The sequence below is a fragment of the Micrococcus sp. M4NT genome (assembly GCF_033790745.1).
Lineage (GTDB): Bacteria > Actinomycetota > Actinomycetes > Actinomycetales > Micrococcaceae > Micrococcus.
The window spans coordinates 20,706-37,200 of record NZ_JAMYEH010000003.1; the positions used below are offsets into that span (position 1 = coordinate 20,706).

The 16,495-nt window shown below is 72.5% G+C and carries 16 protein-coding genes; 7 read left to right on the forward strand and 9 right to left on the reverse strand.

Features of this window, described 5'->3' with window-relative positions; genetic code table 11:
- Nucleotides 1-344: 344 nt before the first annotated feature.
- The 3 genes from NJC10_RS02540 (at nt 345) to NJC10_RS02550 (ending at nt 2,888) form a co-directional block, all read left to right on the forward strand.
- Nucleotides 345-743: a PaaI family thioesterase gene (locus NJC10_RS02540; RefSeq protein WP_298712691.1), complete on the forward strand. Its 399-nt coding sequence runs from the start codon at nt 345-347 to the stop codon at nt 741-743.
- Between the two features lie 36 nt (nt 744-779).
- Complete coding sequence (locus NJC10_RS02545; protein ID WP_319074386.1) at nt 780-2,132, forward strand: phenylacetate--CoA ligase family protein; 1,353 nt, start codon at nt 780-782, stop codon at nt 2,130-2,132.
- Between the two features lie 126 nt (nt 2,133-2,258).
- Complete coding sequence (locus tag NJC10_RS02550; RefSeq protein ID WP_319074387.1) at nt 2,259-2,888, forward strand: TetR/AcrR family transcriptional regulator; 630 nt, start codon at nt 2,259-2,261, stop codon at nt 2,886-2,888.
- A 21-nt stretch (nt 2,889-2,909) separates the two neighbouring features.
- On the opposite strand, the gene NJC10_RS02555 is transcribed toward NJC10_RS02550, so the two are convergent.
- The 4 genes from NJC10_RS02555 to paaZ all read right to left on the reverse strand — a co-directional run bounded on the left by NJC10_RS02555 (nt 2,910) and on the right by paaZ (nt 8,216).
- Nucleotides 2,910-3,818: a hypothetical protein gene (locus NJC10_RS02555; protein ID WP_319074388.1), complete on the reverse strand. Its 909-nt coding sequence runs from the start codon at nt 3,816-3,818 to the stop codon at nt 2,910-2,912.
- 109 nt (nt 3,819-3,927) lie between these two features.
- Nucleotides 3,928-4,974, reverse strand: coding sequence for a hypothetical protein (locus NJC10_RS02560; RefSeq protein ID WP_319074389.1), 1,047 nt, complete (start codon nt 4,972-4,974; stop codon nt 3,928-3,930).
- A 78-nt stretch (nt 4,975-5,052) separates the two neighbouring features.
- Complete coding sequence (locus NJC10_RS02565; protein WP_319074392.1) at nt 5,053-5,985, reverse strand: 3-hydroxyacyl-CoA dehydrogenase; 933 nt, start codon at nt 5,983-5,985, stop codon at nt 5,053-5,055.
- Nucleotides 5,986-6,077: 92 nt separating this feature from the next.
- Nucleotides 6,078-8,216, reverse strand: a complete 2,139-nt coding sequence (paaZ, locus tag NJC10_RS02570; protein ID WP_319074393.1) for a phenylacetic acid degradation bifunctional protein PaaZ — start codon at nt 8,214-8,216, stop codon at nt 6,078-6,080.
- Nucleotides 8,217-8,571: 355 nt separating this feature from the next.
- Between paaZ and NJC10_RS02575 the strand changes: the two genes are divergently transcribed.
- The 4 genes from NJC10_RS02575 (at nt 8,572) to NJC10_RS02590 (ending at nt 11,066) form a co-directional block, all read left to right on the forward strand.
- Nucleotides 8,572-9,555, forward strand: a complete 984-nt coding sequence (locus tag NJC10_RS02575; protein WP_319074395.1) for an endonuclease domain-containing protein — start codon at nt 8,572-8,574, stop codon at nt 9,553-9,555.
- Between the two features lie 197 nt (nt 9,556-9,752).
- Entirely contained in the window at nt 9,753-10,190 is a 438-nt protein-coding gene (panD, locus tag NJC10_RS02580; RefSeq protein ID WP_319074396.1) for an aspartate 1-decarboxylase, read from the forward strand.
- 332 nt (nt 10,191-10,522) lie between these two features.
- On the forward strand, nt 10,523-10,822 hold the full coding sequence (locus NJC10_RS02585) for an ArsR/SmtB family transcription factor (RefSeq protein ID WP_248117339.1): 300 nt from the start codon (nt 10,523-10,525) through the stop codon (nt 10,820-10,822).
- Nucleotides 10,809-11,066: a hypothetical protein gene (locus NJC10_RS02590; protein ID WP_319074398.1), complete on the forward strand. Its 258-nt coding sequence runs from the start codon at nt 10,809-10,811 to the stop codon at nt 11,064-11,066. Before NJC10_RS02585 ends, NJC10_RS02590 begins: the two co-directional genes overlap by 14 nt.
- A 120-nt stretch (nt 11,067-11,186) precedes the next feature.
- Here the strand turns inward: NJC10_RS02590 and NJC10_RS02595 are convergent, their stop codons facing one another.
- From NJC10_RS02595 to NJC10_RS02615, 5 genes are all read right to left on the reverse strand, one after another.
- Nucleotides 11,187-11,660: a polyketide cyclase gene (locus tag NJC10_RS02595; RefSeq protein WP_319074399.1), complete on the reverse strand. Its 474-nt coding sequence runs from the start codon at nt 11,658-11,660 to the stop codon at nt 11,187-11,189.
- A gap of 71 nt (nt 11,661-11,731) precedes the next feature.
- A complete protein-coding gene (locus tag NJC10_RS02600; protein WP_319074401.1) occupies nt 11,732-12,628 on the reverse strand; it encodes a 3-hydroxyacyl-CoA dehydrogenase family protein in 897 nt (298 codons plus the stop codon).
- 8 nt (nt 12,629-12,636) lie between these two features.
- Nucleotides 12,637-13,479, reverse strand: coding sequence for an enoyl-CoA hydratase/isomerase family protein (locus NJC10_RS02605; RefSeq protein WP_319074403.1), 843 nt, complete (start codon nt 13,477-13,479; stop codon nt 12,637-12,639).
- A 2-nt stretch (nt 13,480-13,481) separates the two neighbouring features.
- Nucleotides 13,482-14,699 (reverse strand): thiolase family protein, encoded by a 1,218-nt coding sequence (locus NJC10_RS02610; protein WP_319074404.1) that lies wholly within the window; start codon nt 14,697-14,699, stop codon nt 13,482-13,484.
- Between the two features lie 374 nt (nt 14,700-15,073).
- A complete protein-coding gene (locus NJC10_RS02615) occupies nt 15,074-16,429 on the reverse strand; it encodes an MFS transporter (protein ID WP_319074406.1) in 1,356 nt (451 codons plus the stop codon).
- Between the last annotated feature and the right edge of the window lie 66 nt (nt 16,430-16,495).

The following is a 16,495-nucleotide window of genomic DNA, read 5'->3' on the forward strand; positions in this document are numbered from 1 at the left end:
CGGGCTGACGCCGGGCTGCTGTTCGAGGGCCGCGGAGCAGCCGAACGGGGACCCGCCGCGGCACGTGGCGTCCGTGGAGGGCGTCGCCCGTGTGGCCCGCATGGCCCGGAGACGGAGGAGGACGGAGGAGCCCGGGCCCGCAGAGGGGTCGGCGTCTCCGCCGTGGGCGGACCGTCACATGCCGCCCCGGACTTGACGCAGGTCACATCGACGGAGTTACCTGGACTTACCTAATGATCGTTCAGTAATTCGCGCGGCCTCTGCTCTCGACCGACCGTGCGCCCCGACAGGGAGGTGCCCACGTGACCGAGAACGCCCGGCAGACAGCCGCCCCGCACCACCCGATGCTCGCGGGCGACCGTGTGGCGCAGTGGCTCGGCGTGACCCTCGAGGCGGCGGAGAAGGATCACGCCCGCATCCGGATGACCCTGACCGAGGACCACCACAACGGCTTCGGCATGGCTCACGGCGGTGCCGTGTTCGCGTTCGCGGACGCGTGCTTCGCCCTGACCTGCAACGATCCGCGGGGGGACGGCAGCACCATCACGGTCGCCTCCGGCGTGGACGTCAACTTCCTGGCCGGCACCCGTGCCGGGCAGACGCTGACCGCGGAAGGTCGGCTCGTGGCGAAGTCCGGCCGCTCCGGCGTCTACGACATCACGGTCACCGCCGAGGACGGCGCCGTCGTCGCCGTGTTCCGCGGCCGCTCCCGGACGATCCCGGCGCCCCAGCCCGCCGCCTGACGCACGTCCACCGACCCCGCACCCCAGGAGAACGCCATGCTCGAGGCCTCGATCCCGAATCCGTACACGCCCGCACCCGTCCCGGCTGACCCGGAGGCGCGCGGCGCCAAGGACCCAGAGGAGACGATGAGCCGCGACCAGATCGAGGCGCTCCAGACCGAGCGCCTCCGCTGGTCCCTCCACCACGCCTACGAGAACGTGCCGGCGTACACCGAGCACTTCGACGCCCACGGCGTGCACCCCTCCGACTTCAAGGAGCTGGGCGACCTCGCCAAGTTCCCGTACACGGACAAGGAGTTCCTGCGGAGGAGCTACCCGTTCGGCGCGTTCGCGGCCACGGGCCCAGAGCTGCGCCGCATCCACGCCTCCTCCGGCACCACGGGCCAGCCCACCGTGGTCGGCTACACCGACGACGACCTGGCCACCTGGGCCACCCTGGTCGCCCGCTGCTTCCGCGCCGGTGGCATCCGCCCCGGCGACCGCGTGCACAACGCGTACGGCTACGGCCTGTTCACCGGCGGCCTCGGCGCCCACTACGGCGCCGAGCGCGTCGGAGCCGCCGTGATCCCGATGTCCGGCGGGCAGACGGAGAAGCAGGTGCAGCTGATCACCGACTTCCAGCCGCGCGCCATCCTCTCCACGCCCACCTACCTGCTGACCATCGCGGACGGCTTCAAGAAGCTCGGGCTGGACCCGCGCGAGTCCTCCCTCGAGGTCGCGATCCTCGGCGCCGAGCCGTGGACCGAGGAGATGCGCCGCGAGATCGAGCGGACCTTCGACATCGACGCCGTGGACATCTACGGCCTCTCTGAGGTCATGGGCCCGGGCGTGGCAGGCGAGTCCGCCGCCACCAAGGACGGCTCCCACATCTGGGAGGACCACTTCCGCCCCGAGATCATCGACCCGCTCACGGACGAGGTCCTGGAGACCGGCCGCCCCGGTGAGCTGGTCTTCACCTCGCTCACCAAGCAGGCGCTGCCGATCATCCGGTACCGCACCCACGACCTCACCCGCCTGCTGCCCGGCACCACGCACCCGGGCCACCGCCGCATGGGCCGCATCACCGGCCGCTCGGACGACATGATCATCCTGCGCGGCGTGAACCTGTTCCCGTCGCAGATCGAGGAGCTGGCCCTCAAGGAGCCGGCCCTGTCACCGCACTTCACCCTCGAGATCACCCGCCCGGACCGCATGGACCAGATGGCCGTGAACATCGAGCGCCGCGAGAACGCGACCCGCGAGGAGGCCCAGGCCTGCGCCGCGCACCTGCGCATGGAGATCAAGACGAAGATCGGCTCCTCGTGCGTGATCAACGTGGTCGAGCCGGAGTCCCTGGCCCGTTCCTCCGGCAAGCTCAAGCGCATCTACGACCTGCGCGACAAGGCCTGATCCGGCCGGAGCCCGGCCCGCGCCCGTCGGAGGCGGACGGCGGCCCGCGCCCGCCGTCGTCGTCCGTCCCCGCGCGGCGGCTACGCTGGGTCAGCCGACCCGCATGCCAGGCCCCGAGAGGACACCGTGACCGACCCCCAGCCCGACGCCGCCGTCGCCGGCCTGCCCCGCCGCGGGCGCCCCGGCTACGACCGCGAGACGCTGCTGGCGGTGTGCGTGGACGTGTTCAACCGGCACGGCTACGAGGCCACGTCCATGGGGATGCTGGCCACGCACCTGGGGATCTCCAAGTCCGCGATCTACCACCACGTGCAGTCCAAGGAGGCCATCCTCGGCCAGGCCCTCGACGACGCGCTGGGCGCCCTCGAAGCCTCGATCGACGCGGTGCAGGCCGGGCCGGGCGCGCCGGGGGAGAAGGTGGAGGCGGCCGTGCGCGGCACCCTGCGGGTCCTCGTGGCCAGGATGCCCGAGGTCACGCTGCTGCTGCGCCTGCGCGGCAACTCGGACGTGGAGCTGGCCGCGATGGAGCGGCGGCGAGCCATCACCCGGCGGCTCGGCGAGCTCGTGGAGGCCGCGCAGGCCGAGGGGACGGTGCGCTCGGATGTGACACCGCGCAACCTCGCCCGTCTCATGCTCGGCATGATCAACTCGATCGTGGACTGGTACCGGCCGGACGGGGCCCAGCCCGGGCACAAGTCCGTGGAGGAGATGGTGGAGGCCGTCACCGGCGTGGTGCTGGGCGGCCTGCGGGGCTGACCGGCGTCCCCGCCCGGGACGTCACGTGCCGTCGAGCGCGGCCTTCACGTTCCTGACGATCGACGCGGCTCGCCTCTCGGCGTCCGCGGGGGCGTCGCCCTCGGTGGTCCCCTGGCTCACCGAGATGATCCGGCTGCCGTCCTGCACGGCCATGACGTGGCTGTAGACCGAGCCCACGGGTCGTGCGGTGTACGCAGTGCCGCCCTCCCATGCCACATCCTCCAGCTCGCGCACGCCCGTCCCGGGCAGGTCGGCCCCGGCGCAGGCCGCGGCGGCCGTGCGGGCCTGCTCCATGTCGGCGCGCGCCGCCGCCTCGTCCGGGAAGGACTCCACCCGCACGCCCATCGGCGTGACCTCCGCCTTGGGAGAGGCCGTCATGGAGGGGACGGGGGAGGCGGTCGACGCCCCACCGACGGTGGCCGCCGTGGTGGGCTGGACGATGAAGTCCACCCAGGCGGCGTCCGCGTCCGCCGAGCGCTCCAAGGCGCCGCGCGTGGCGTCCAGGCAGGTGCGCTGCTCCGGGCTCCACGACGGCGCAGGCGTGGCTCCGGCGGCCGCGGTCTGCTCGATGTCCTCCGCAGCCCGGCGGAGCTCGGTCTGGCGCTCGAGCGGCGAGGCCTTGCTCAGGCCGACCTCCGCGCCGGGGCCGGCGGCCAGGAGCACGGCCTGCTTCACGGCCTTGACGTGCTCCGCGTCCAGGGCGGCGGGCATGTCCAGGGAGAGGGCGCGGGAGGAGCCTGAGGGGGTCGCGGACCCGCTCGTCGCGCCCGTGGACGCGGGGGCTGCGCCGGACGAGATGACGCCCGCGGGGGAGGAGGTCGAGGAGGCGCCGGCGTCCCCGTTCCCCGCACATCCGGCGAGGGCGAGGGCGCTCGCGGCGACGACGCCGAGCCGGGACAGGCGGCGGGCGGTGGTGCGAGGAGTCGTCATGACCGAACTGTAGGGCGACCGTGACGGGTCCCACAAGGCCGCCCGCTGAGGGACGCAGGTCGGGCGGAGGCGCGAGGCCGCGGGTCAGGCGGAGGTGCGAGGCCGCGGGTCAGGCGGAGGTGCGTGCCTCCGTGGATGCCGCGCGGCCGGGGACGTCCGCCGCCGTCGCCGTCTCCTGGGCCGGAGGCCACTCGGGAGGGAGCGCGTCGGCCACGTCGAGGAGCCGGCGGGCGGCTGCCTCCTCGAAGTCCTCTCGGGTGAGCGAGCCGGGGTCGCCCGTGTACAGGTACGCCAGCCGGCGGGAGCCCCTCGCCACGTCCAGGGACCACCAGACCTCTTCCTCCTCGAAGGCCAGCCCCGGGTGGGAGGTGGACTCGAAGGTGACGCCGTCCGCCGTGAACGGGCGTTCGTCGGCAGCGCCGAGAGCACCGGTGGCCTGGACGTCGGCACACGCGTGGAACTCCTCGTCCAGGTTCTCCACGTGCCGGCGCAGATCCGCCGCCCGGTCTGTCTCGCTCAACAGGACCGACTCCAGCACGCTGTCCTTGAAGTCCAGCCCGGCGTCGTCGGCGATCATCTCGTCCTCGAGGGTCACCTCGTACTCCCACACCGGGGTGGACAGTTCGTGGTCCGACCGCGCGCGGACGGCGGCGACGCACTCCTCCTCACCCACCACGAGGGAGGCGTCGGAAGGCAGCTCGTCGAGGTCCGCGAGGGTCATCTCCAGGCGGTCCGCGGGCGTCAGGAGATCGGCCGCGGGGAGCCCCACCGCGTCGAACGTCTCCCACAGGGCCTCCGCCCGCCGGTCGATCTCGTCGACGGTGAGGGGGAGGGCGTCGACATACGCCTGCGGATCGGTCTCGTCCAGTGGGCGCGTCGCCGCCGGGGATGTCGAGCCGTTCCCCTCGGACGCGGCGGGCGAGGACGCGCTGGAGGCGGAGCTGTCAGCCCGGGCGGAGGAGGCCGGACTTGCGGTGGCCGTCGTCTCCGTAGGCGTGGGCGGGATCGGCGTGGCGGACCCGTCGGCCGAGGTGGCTCCGGCGGAGGACGACGCGGCGGCCGGGGCGCCGTCGCCCGCGCACCCGGTGAGGGCGAGGGCGACCGCCGCGAGGGTGCAGCCGAGGGCGCGGCGGGAGGAGGGGGTCCGGAGCGTCATGGGGCGACTGTACGACGACGGGCCGCCCGGGCGCGCAGGATGCGCACCGGACGGTCCGGCGTCGTGATGAGGCGGGGATCAGCCCAGCGGCGTGTCCTTGTCGCCCAGGTTCCAGTCCTCGACCGGGCCCAGGTTCTCCCCGTTGGGGCCGTAGCGGTAGAACCCCTGGCCGTCGGCGAGGCCGGAGTGGCCGGCGTCGATGGACTTCTGCAGCAGGTCGGCGAAGCCGATCTGCCAGTCGGCGCCCGCGTTGCGCGAGACGTGCGCGGCGACGTTGAAGCCGACCACGTCGTAGGTCTGGAACGGGCCGGCGTCGTTGCCGGTGGCCACGCGCCAGGTGCGGTCGATGTCCGCGGGGTTGGCCACGCCGTTCATGTAGAGCCTGGAGCCGGCCTGCAGCCACGGGATGAGCAGCGAGTTCAGCAGGTAGCCCGGCACCTCCTTGCGCACGTGCACGGGGACCATGCCGGTCTCCTCGGCGTACTGCAGGGCGCCGGCGACGGCCTCCGGGGAGCTCTTGGCGGTGCCCATGGCCTCGGCCGTGTTCTGGGCCCAGATGCGGTTGGCGTAGTGCAGGGCGACGAAGCGCTCCGGGTGGCCGCTGGCGTCCGCGAAGGACGAGGGCAGCAGGGAGGAGGTGTTCGTGGCGAACAGGGTCGTGGCGGGGGCCGCGGCGCCCACCTTGGCCCACACGTCGCGCTTGAGGTCGAGGCTCTCCGGGACGGCCTCGATCACGATGTCCGCGTCCGCCACCGCCTCGGCCAGGTCCGACGTCGGGGTGATGCGGGCGATGGCCTCGTCGAAGCGGGCGGCGTCGTAGCCCTCGCCAAGGTCGGCCTCGTAGCCCTGGCGGATCCACGCCCAGCGCTTGTCGAGGTTCTCGAGGGCGGCGGGGACGGCGTCGTACGCCATGACCTTCTTGCCGTGGTAGGCGGCCTGCATGATGATCTGCGAGCCCAGCACGCCGGTGCCGAGCACCGTCACCTGCTCGAAACGAGTGAATTCGGACATGGGGATGACCTTCTCTCTCAGGGGTCCTTCGGGGACATCAGGGTGAACGAAGCATGCCGGTGGGCTTGTTCCCGTCGGATCTGTCCGACGGCTCACACCTGAGCGTCGGGAGCCTGCCCCTGCGCCATCGGCCAGGTCTTGGCGACGAGCGTCAGCACGTCGTACTGCGCGCAGAGCTCGTCGTTCTGGTTGTGCAGGCGGCAGTCCCAGGCGACCTCGCCGTACTCGTCCGTCACACGCGGGGTGATCCTCTTGGCCGTGAGGGTGACGCGGATGGCGTCGTCGTAGGTCACGGGCGTGATGAAGCGCAGGTGCTCCAGGCCGTAGTTGGCGAGCACCGGGCCCGGATCCGGGGCCACGAAGAGGCCGGCGGCCCAGGAGACCAGCAGGTAGCCGTGGGCCACGCGGCGCGGGAAGAACGGGTTGGCCATGGCGGCCTCCTCGTCCGTGTGCGCGTAGAACTTGTCCCCGGTCTTCTCAGCGAACTCCGTGATCTCCTCGAGGGTCACGGTGCGCAGGCCGGAGGCGAACTGGTCGCCGACCTTCAGCTCCTCGAGCGACTTGTAGAACGGGTGCTTCTTGGCACCGGACTCCACGTCCTCGCGGGTGGCGGTGTCCGCCGCGGCACCCGGGTGCCACACGCCCGTGATGGCGGTGAGGATGTCCGGGGAGCCCTGGATCGCGGTGCGCTGCATGTAGTGCTTGACGGCGCGGATCCCGCCGAGCTCCTCGCCGCCGCCGGCGCGGCCCGGGCCGCCGTGCACGAGCACGGGCACGGGGGCGCCGTGGCCCGTGGTGGTCTTGGCGGTCTGGCGGTTGAGGAAGTGCACGCGGCCGTGGTGCGCGCCGATCCCGGCGGCGAACGCGCGGGCGGTCTCGCCGTCGTTCGTGGCCACGGTGGCCACGAGCGAGCCGCAGCCCATCGCGGCCAGCTCGACGGCGTCGGCGACGTCGGCGTAGCCCAGCACCGAGGCGACCGGGCCGAACGCCTCGACGCTGTGCACCTCGGGGGTGCGGGCGTCGGCGAAGGAGAGCACGGTGGGGGCGAAGAACGCGCCGGCCTCGGCGTCCGCGGTGCCCGTGTCCCCGTCAGGACCGCCGAGGCGGACCTGGCCGCCGGCGTCGACGAGGCGCTGCACGGCCTTGCGGACCTCGGACTGCTGCTCCTTGGAGGCGAGCGCGCCCATGGTGGTGCCCTCGCTGCGGGGATCGCCGAGGACCACCTTCGCGGAGAGGCGCTCGGTGAGGGCGGTGGTGACGGCCTCGGCCATGGCGGCGGGGACGATCACGCGGCGGACGGCCGTGCACTTCTGACCCGCCTTGACCGTCATCTCCTGGAAGACCACCTTGACGAACGCCTCGAACTCCGGGGTGTCCGGGGTGGCGTCCGGTCCGAGGATGGCCGCGTTGAGGGAGTCGGTCTCGCCGGTGAAGCGCACGCCGCCGTCGATCACGTTGGGGTGCTTGCGCAGGGTCTGGGCGGTGTGGGCGGAGCCGGTGAAGGCCACGTGGTCGCGGTAGTCGAGGTGGTCCAGGAGGTCCCGAGCCGAGCCGGCGATGAGCTGGATGGAGCCCTCAGGGAGGATGCCGGAGTCCACCATGAGCTCCACGCACTTCTGCGTGACGTAGGCCGTGGGGGTGGCCGGCTTCACGATCGTGGGGACGCCGGCCACGAAGGCGGGGGCGAACTTCTCGAGCATGCCCCACACCGGGAAGTTGAACGCGTTGATCTGCACCGCGACGCCGGGCACGCGCTGGTAGACGTGTTCGCCGATGAACGAGCCGTCCTTGGAGAGCGGCTCGACGTCGCCGTCGATGATCACGTTGGCGTTCGGAAGCTCGCGGCGGCCCTTGCCGGAGAAGGTGAAGAGCGTGCCGATGCCGCCGTCGACGTCGAAGGCGTGGTCGCGCTGCGTGGAGCCCGTCGCGAAGGAGAGGTCGTAGAGCTCCTGGATGCGGGAGTTCAGGTAGAGCGCGAGCTCCTTGAGCTTGAGGGCGCGCTCGTGGATGGTCAGCTCGCCGAGGTTCTTCTGGCCGACGGAGCGGGCGTAGTCGATGGCCGCCGCGGTGTCGAGGCCCTCGGTGGAGACGTCCGTGAGGTGCTCGCCGGTGTTGGCGTCCGCGACGGGCGTGACCGTGGAGGGGTTCTCCGGGGTCCACCAGGCGCCGCGGACGTAGCTGGGCAGGATCTGGGGGAGGGCGGGGGCGGAGGACGGTGCGGTGACGGTCACGTGGGTCTCCTGACGTCGAGGGCGCGGATGGGTCCCGACCGATCGGTCGGTTATTGGGCCCGAGCCTAGCCGAGACGCGCGTCACGCGGGAGGGGGCGGGGGCGCCGTCGTCGTCGTGATGCGGTCGTCGTCGTGACGCGGTGCCGGCGCGGGCGGTTGCCACCCGGGGCGCCGTCGCCGCCCGGGCCGTCGCCGCCCGGGCCGCCGCCGCCCATGCGCCAAGGCAGGCACACGCGCCGCTACGCATATTCGTAGCGGCGCGTGTGCCTGCCTCGCTGAGGGGTGGGTGCGGGCGTTCTCCACAGATCTGCCGTCCCGACGACGACGGGCCCCCTCCGTCGGGCACGCTCAGGGCATGCCCCGCGCCCCCGCCCCGCTGCCGCCCATGCGATGCGGCTTGAGCGACGAAGAGCGCACTCCCACGGTGTTCTCCACTCCGGCGGCGCAGGAGGCGGGGGTGTCGGCCAGCCGCCTGCGGCGCGGCGACCTCGTCTCGCTCGGGTACGGACTGTGGCGGCTGCGCGAGGTGGAGCCTGCGCAGCTGGATCTGCTGCGCGCCCTGCAGGACCTCCACCCGGAGGGGGTGTTCACCCATGCGACGGCGGCGAGGGTGCTCGGGCTGTGGCTGACCGGGCGGCTGGAGGCTGGCGCTGTCATCCATCTCGCGGAGCCCCGGCATCACGGCGGGGGCACGCAGCGCCCGGGCCTGCGGTGCCATCGGCTCCCGCCGGACGCGCCGGTGCGGGTCGTCGACGGCGTCCGCGTGACCACCTCCCCGTGGACGTTCGTGGACCTCGCGAAGGGTGGAGCGCAGCTGGACGCCCTCGTCGCGCTGGGGGACAGCATCGTGAGGGTGGCTCACTCGGAACGCCGCCGTCGTGAGCTGCCGCCGGGCGTGGGCACGCTGGTGGAGCTGAGGGAGGGCGTGGCGAGTCGGCCGCGGGTCAAGGGCATCCGCGCGGCGCGCGAGGCGCTCGACCTCGTCCGCTCGGGATCCGGCTCGCCCCAGGAGAGCCGCCTCCGGGTGGCCATCGTCCTGGCCGGCGTCGACGAGCCTGAGGTGAATCCGCGCATCGTCCTGTCCACGGGGCAGTGGCTGCGCGTGGACCTGGCCTGGCTCGATGCGAAGGTGATCGTGGAGTACGACGGCGACCAGCACCGCACGGATCAGCGTCAGTGGCGGGAGGACGTCGAGAGGGACGCCAACCTGAGGGCGGACGGGTGGGAGGTGATCCGCGTGACGGCGGACGTCTTCCGGCCGGCGCATCTGGACACGTTCCTGTGGCAGCTGCGGGAACACCTCGCCCGGCGATCGCCCGTGGGAGGGGGCGCGCGGTGACCACATCCCGGGAGGCAGTCGTACACGCCGCTACCGAATCACGTAGCGGCGTGTACGACTGCCTCCGCGCTTCGCCCCACCGCCCCACCGGCCCACCGCCCCGTCCGGACGACTCATCGGCCGCCGCGCAGACCCCGCGTAGACTCGTCCCCGTCCCTGGGACACACCCCGCCCCCACCTGGAGAGCTCCTCACCGCATGCTGCGCACCATGTTCCACGCCAAGATCCACCGGGCCACCGTGACCCAGGCGGACCTGCACTACGTGGGCTCCGTGACCGTGGACCAGGACCTCCTGGACGCGGCCCAGATCCTGCCGGGCGAGCTCGTGAGCATCGTGGACGTCACCAACGGCGCCCGCCTCGAGACTTACACGATCGCGGGCGAGCGCGGCTCGGGCGTCATCGGCATCAACGGCGCCGCCGCCCACCTCGTGCACCCCGGAGACATCGTGATCCTCATGGCCTACGCGCAGATGGACGACGCCGAGGCGCGCTCCTTCACCCCGCGTGTCGTCCACGTGGACGCGGAGAACCGCATCAAGCACCTCGGGGAGGATCCCGCGGAGGCGCTGCTCGACGGCGTCGCGCGTCCCCCGCTCTCCCGTGGCTGGGACGAGGCGCAGGCCGAACTCTGACGCTCCCCGCCGGGTCGCTCGAGGAGACCGCCCGCCGCGTCGGCGTCGGCCCCCGGTTCACCGCCCACCCGCGGGACATCACGGACCACGACGGCGTCGCTCGCCTCCCGGAGGAGGTCGTCGCGGCGCACGGCCGGGGGGACCGCCTGCTCGACGTCGGCGGCATCATCCAGCAGTTCGTCACGTACCAGGGCCTCGACGAGCAGGGGGTGCGCCGCGCCGCCGAGGTGAACCTGTGGGGCGCGGTGAACACGTGCCCGGCGTTCACCCCGCTCGTGCTCGACCGCCCCGACATGTGGACACCTGCAAACATGTGCAGGTAAGATCGGCGCGTGAACCCCGACATCACCCAGACCGCCGAGCTCTTCAAGGTCCTCGCCTCCCCGGTGCGCATCACCGCGCTGCTGCGGATGGCGGAGCAGCCGACGAGCGTCTCCGGCCTGGCCGACCACGCGGGGGTCACGCACACCCTGATGTCCCAGCATCTGCGGGTGCTGCGGATGAGCGGTCTCGTCCGATCCGACCTCCATGGCAAGACCCGGATGTACTCGCTCACCGATGACCACGTGTCGCACATCCTGCGGGACGCCGTCCAGCATGCAGCCGAGGAGGCCCACCATGACGAGCACTGACCACACCACCCACGTCATCCACCCCGAGCACGACCACGCGCACGGCCCGGACTGCGGCCACGGGGCCGTCGAGCACGGCCACCACGTGGACTACAAGCACGACGGCCACCTGCATCACGTGCACGGCGACCACGTCGAGGAGTGCGACACCTGCGCGTGCGGCTCCTGCGACCAGGGATGCGCCTGCGCGACGTGCGAGTGCGCGGACTGCTCCTGCGGCACCTGTGAGCACGCCGCAGCCTGAGCGAGTCCACGACGACACGACGGCCCCCACCGGATGGTGGGGGCCGTCGTGCTGTGCGACGCCGCGCCGGGCGTGCTGCGTCGGCGGGTTCGCGCGGGAGCGTCGGGTGCAGCGCCGCGCTCAGCCCGCGGGCAGGCGCGTCGCCCCCAGGGCGCGGCGGCCAGCCCGCATCGCCACGGCGTGGCTCGCGCGCATCGCGGCCCTCGCCCCCGGGATCACGACGACCGCGCGCATCCACGTGGGACCCAGCACGACCTCCTGGGTCCAGTGCACGGTGCAACGCCTGTCGGCGGCGGAGGCGGGGGCGGTGCCGTCGTCCGCGGGCCGGGACGGGGCGTGGGCACCGGGTTCCTCCGGACGGACCTCCGCCCGGACGGTGCCCACGAGGTCCCCCTCGACGCGGGCGACGAGGACGCCGCGCTCGCGGTCGTCCACCACGCGCTCCATGGTCAGGCCCACGGGGACGAAGCCGCGCAGGCGGATGGCCGCCCGCTCGCCGATCGCGCCGGGCGGGACGCCGTCGTCGATCCGGCGGGCCCGCGGGATCGCGGGCCACCACGAGGAGTAGCCCACCGGCTCGCCGAGGAGGTCCATGACCGCGTCGGCGGGCAGGGGGACCGCCCAGCGGTGCTCGAAGCGGAACGGGCGGTCGGCGCGCCGGATGCTCAGGCCTGTCCCTCGTAGTCGAAGAACCCCTTGCCGGACTTCCGGCCGAGCTCGCCGCGGGCCACCATGTCCCGCATGAGCTGCGGCGGGGCGAAGCGCTCGCCGAGCTGGGACTCGAGGTACTCGGCGATCCCGAGGCGCACGTCCAGGCCCACGATGTCCGTCAGCGCGAGCGGGCCGACGGGGAACTTGTAGCCGAGCACCATGGCGGCGTCGATGTCCTCGGGAGAGGCCACGCCCTCCTCGACCATGCGGATGGCCTCGAGCGCGATGGCCACGCCGAGGCGCGACGACGCGAAGCCGGGCGCGTCCTTCACCACGACCGGGGTCTTGCCCAGGCCGCGCACCCACTCGGTGGCGAGGGCCGTGAGCTCCTCGCCGGTCTGCTCGCCGATGACGACCTCCACGAGCTTCGAGGCCGGAACCGGGTTGAAGTAGTGCAGGCCGCAGAAGCGCTCGGGGCGCTCCAGGTGGCGGGCGATCTCGTCCACGGACAGCGAGGAGGTGTTCGTGGCGAGCCACGCGTCCTCGGCCAGGTGCTTCTCGACGTCGGTGAGGGCGTCGATCTTGACCTGCATGTCCTCGAAGACGGCCTCCACCACGAGCCCGCAGCGGGCGAAGTCGGCGCGGTCCAGGGAGATCGTGAGGCGCTCGGCCCACACGTCCAGGTTGCCGTCCAGCTTGCCGCGCTCGAGGGACTTCGCAAGGTCCGCCTCGATCCGCTCCTTGGCTGCCTCGGCCGACTGCGCGTCGCGCTCCACCACGATCACCTCGGCGGCACCGGAGGTGAGGAAGGCGTGGGCGATGCCGCCGCCCATGCGGCCGCCGCCGAGGACGCCGACGACGTCGGGCACGGACGCGCGGGAGGTGTCAGGGGTGTTCTGGGTTTCGGTCATGGAAGTCCTCACTTCTTCTTGCGGTCCAGGAACGCCTGCATGCGCTCGAACTTGGCCTCGGACTCGAACAGGATGGCCTGCGCGATCTCGTCCACGTGGGGGTGGGCCTCGCGGGGCAGGTGGAACACGCGCTTGGACAGGCGCACCGCCAGGGGGTCCTGCTGCGCGATGCGGTCCGCCAGGGCGTGGGCGGCGTCCTCCAGGTGGTCCGGCTCGTGCAGCTCGGTGACGAGCGTGAGGTCCAGGGCCTCCTGGGCGTCCAGGATGCGGCCGGCCAGCAGCAGCTCGAGGGCCACCGGCTCGCCGACGAGCTCCTTGAGGCGCCACTGCGCGCCCGCGGCAGCCGTGATGCCGAGGCCGGTCTCCGGCTGGCCCATCTTCAGGGAGGGCGTGGCGATGCGGAAGTCCGCCGCGTACGCGAGCTCGGCGCCGCCGCCCAGGGCGAAGCCGTCGATCGCGGCGATGACGGGCATCGGCAGGCGGTGGATGCGGTCGAACACCTGCGAGTTCACGCCGCGCAGGGCGTCGTCGCGGCGCCGCTCGCGCAGCTGGCCGATGTCCGCGCCGGACGCGAAGATGCCCGAGAACGTGCCGGGGGCCTTCTTCGACTCCACCTGCGTGCCCGAGATGATGAGGATCTTGGGGTTCTGCTCGAGGTGTGCGCACACCGCGTGGAACTCGTCCACCATGGTCGCGTCGATCGCGTTGCGCACCGCGGGGCGGTCCATGCGCGCGTGGAGCCGGTCCTCGCGCTCCTCGATCCGCAGGGCGGTGAAGTCCGCCGCGTCCAGGCGCGGGCCGACGACGTCGGGATCCGCCTCGGCCTGAGGGGTCTCGCGGGTCTCGGCCATGCTCACACCTTCTCCACGAGCATCGCGGAGCCCTGGCCCACACCCACGCACATCGTGGCCAGGCCCCTGTCCGCGCCCTCGCGCTCCATCCGACCGAGCAGCGTGACCACGAGGCGCGAACCCGAGGAGCCCAGCGGATGGCCCAGGGCGATCGCGCCGCCGTCGGCGTTGACGGTCTCCGGGTCCAGGCCGAGGCGACGCATCGAGGCCAGGGACTGGGTGGCGAAGGCCTCGTTGAGCTCGACGGCGCCCAGATCCGCCACGGACCAGCCGGAGCGCTCGAGGGCCTTCTCGGTGGCCGGGACGGGGCCCAGGCCCATGATCTCGGGAGCCAGGCCCGCCGAGGTGGACTCCACGACGCGGGCCCGCGGGGTCAGGCCGTACTTCTGGGCGGCCCGCTCGGAGACGACGAGGATCGCCGAGGCGCCGTCGTTGAGGGAGGAGGAGTTGCCGGCGGTGACCACGCCGTCCTTCTTGATGATCGGGCGCAGGCCGGCGAGCACCTCGGGGGTGGAGCCGGGGCGGGGGCCCTCGTCCGTGTCCACGATCGTCTCGGCGCCCTTGCGGCCCGTGACGACGACGGGCACGATCTCGTCCGCGAAGCGGCCGGCCTCGATGGCGGCCAGCGCACGCTCGTGCGAGCGGGCGGCGAAGGCGTCGGCGTCCTCGCGGGTGATGCCGTCCACCTCGCCGACCTCCTCGGCGGTCTCCGGCATGGAGAAGGTGAACTTCTCGCCGAACTCGCCGTCCGCGAAGCGCGGGTTCACGAAACGCCAGCCGATCGCGGTGTCGAAGGCCGCGCCGGGCTTGGCGAACGCCGTCGTCGGCTTCTCCATCACCCAGGGGGCGCGGGACATCGACTCCACGCCTCCGGCCACGACGACGTCGGCCATCCCGGAGCGCACCATCGCGGTGGCGATGCCGATCGCGGACATGCCCGAGGCGCAGAGACGGTTCACGGTGATGCCCGGGACGGTGTCCGGGAAGCCGGCCAGCAGCCAGGCCATGCGGGCGACGTTGCGGTTCTCCTCGCCGGCGCCGTTGGCGTTGCCGAGGATGACATCGTCCACGACCGCCGGGTCGATGCCGGCATCCTCGATCACGGCCTTGATGGTGAGGGCCGCGAGGTCGTCGGGGCGGACGGAGGAGAGGGCGCCGCCGTAGCGGCCGACCGGGGTGCGGCGACCTCCGACGAGCAGGGCCTGGGAAGGGGTGGACATGCGGGGTCTCCTTGCGTTGCGGGCGGGCGCCGGGGAGTGGGGCGCCAGGGGCGCACCGAATTACCGACCGTGCGTTCAGGTATCAGTATCCCGGCCCGGTGTGACGGGGGTCAACCAGGGCGCGGGGTGTGACGGGGCGAGGACGTGATGGACGCCGTCGCCGGCGCCGCCGTGCCGCTCGCGCGCGCCCTCACGGCGGCGGGCGTCTCCTCGCCGTGGGCCGCGTCCCCAGAGGGCCCGACGCACGGGACCCGCGGACCCGACCACCTCACCTCGTCAGGTGCCGAGCCGGGCACAGCGAACGGCGCCTCCTCCCGTGGAGGAGGAGGCGCCGTCGTCGTGTGTGGCGGGCGGAGCCCGTCAGCGGAGGGTGATCAGGCGGAGACCACCGGGGTGGAGCGGGTCGCGACGACCTCCTCGTCGTGCAGCTCGCGGTCCTGGATGCCCTTGGGCACCAGGAGGACGGCGATCAGGGAGATCGCGGAGATGCCCACGATGTACCAGGCGACGTACTCCCAGCCGTTCTTGACGAGGAGATCGGCGATCAGCGGGGCGAAGGCGCCGCCGATGATGGTGCCGAGAGCGTATCCGATGGAGACGCCCGAGAAGCGGACGCGAGCCGGGAACATCTCGGCGTACATGGCGGACTGCGGGCCGTACGAGGGGCCGAGGCCCATCGTCAGCACGAACAGGGCCAGGGCGAAGAGCGGCAGGGAGGCCGTGTTCAGCAGGCTGAACAGGGGGAACGCCCAGGCGATCAGGATCGCGTAGCCGACGACGAACGTGGTCTTGCGGCCGATCTTGTCGGAGATCCAGCCGCCGAACAGGGTGAAGATGAACCAGCCGAGGCCGCCCACGAGGCTCGCGGTCAGCACCTCTGTGGAGGTCATGCCCAGGCCCTTGGGGCCGCCGTACTTGGAGAACCAGGCGATCAGCAGGTAGCCCACGCCGTTGTTGGCCGCGAAGATCACGGCGGCGAGGATGACCTCCTTGGTGTGGCCGCGGAACAGCTCGCCCAGGGGGGCGGACTCCTTGGCCTTGAGCTGCTGCATCTCCTTGAAGACCGGGGACTCCTCCACGGCCTTGCGGATGAAGTAGCCGACCACGATCAGGATGATCGAGATCAGGAAGGGGATGCGCCAGCCCCAGGTGAGGAAGGCCTCCTCGGTCATGTTGGAGCGCACCAGGAAGAGCGCGCCGGTCGCCAGGATCATGCCGAGCGGCACGCCGACCTGGGGGGCCGCGCCGAAGAGGCCGCGCTTGCCCTTGGGGGCGTGCTCGACGGCCAGGAGGGCCGCGCCGCCCCACTCGCCGCCGGCGGAGAAGCCCTGGAGAAGGCGGAGCAGCACGAGGAGGATGGGGGCCCACACGCCGATCTGGGCGTAGGTGGGCAGGAGGCCGATGAGCGTGGTGGCCAGGCCCATGCCGATCAGGGTGAAGGACAGGACGATCTTGCGACCGAACTTGTCGCCGAGGTGGCCCGCGATGATGGCGCCGAGGGGGCGCACGAGGAACGAGATGCCGAGGGTGACCCAGGCGGCGATCTGCGAGCCGGTCGAGCCCATCGGGGCGAAGAACAGGGCGGCGAAGACCAGTGCGGTGGCCTGGGCGAAGATGAAGAAGTCGTACCACTCGATGGTGGTGCCGACGAGGGTGCCGGCGAGGACCTTGCGCTCCTCGCGGGGGTCGCGGGCGGCCGGGGCGGCTGGGGAGGCGACGGTATGGCTCATGGGTGCTCCTGGGGTGAGGGGCTGCGGCCTGCGGTGCGAGACGGCGAGAGACGCATGTGACCGACC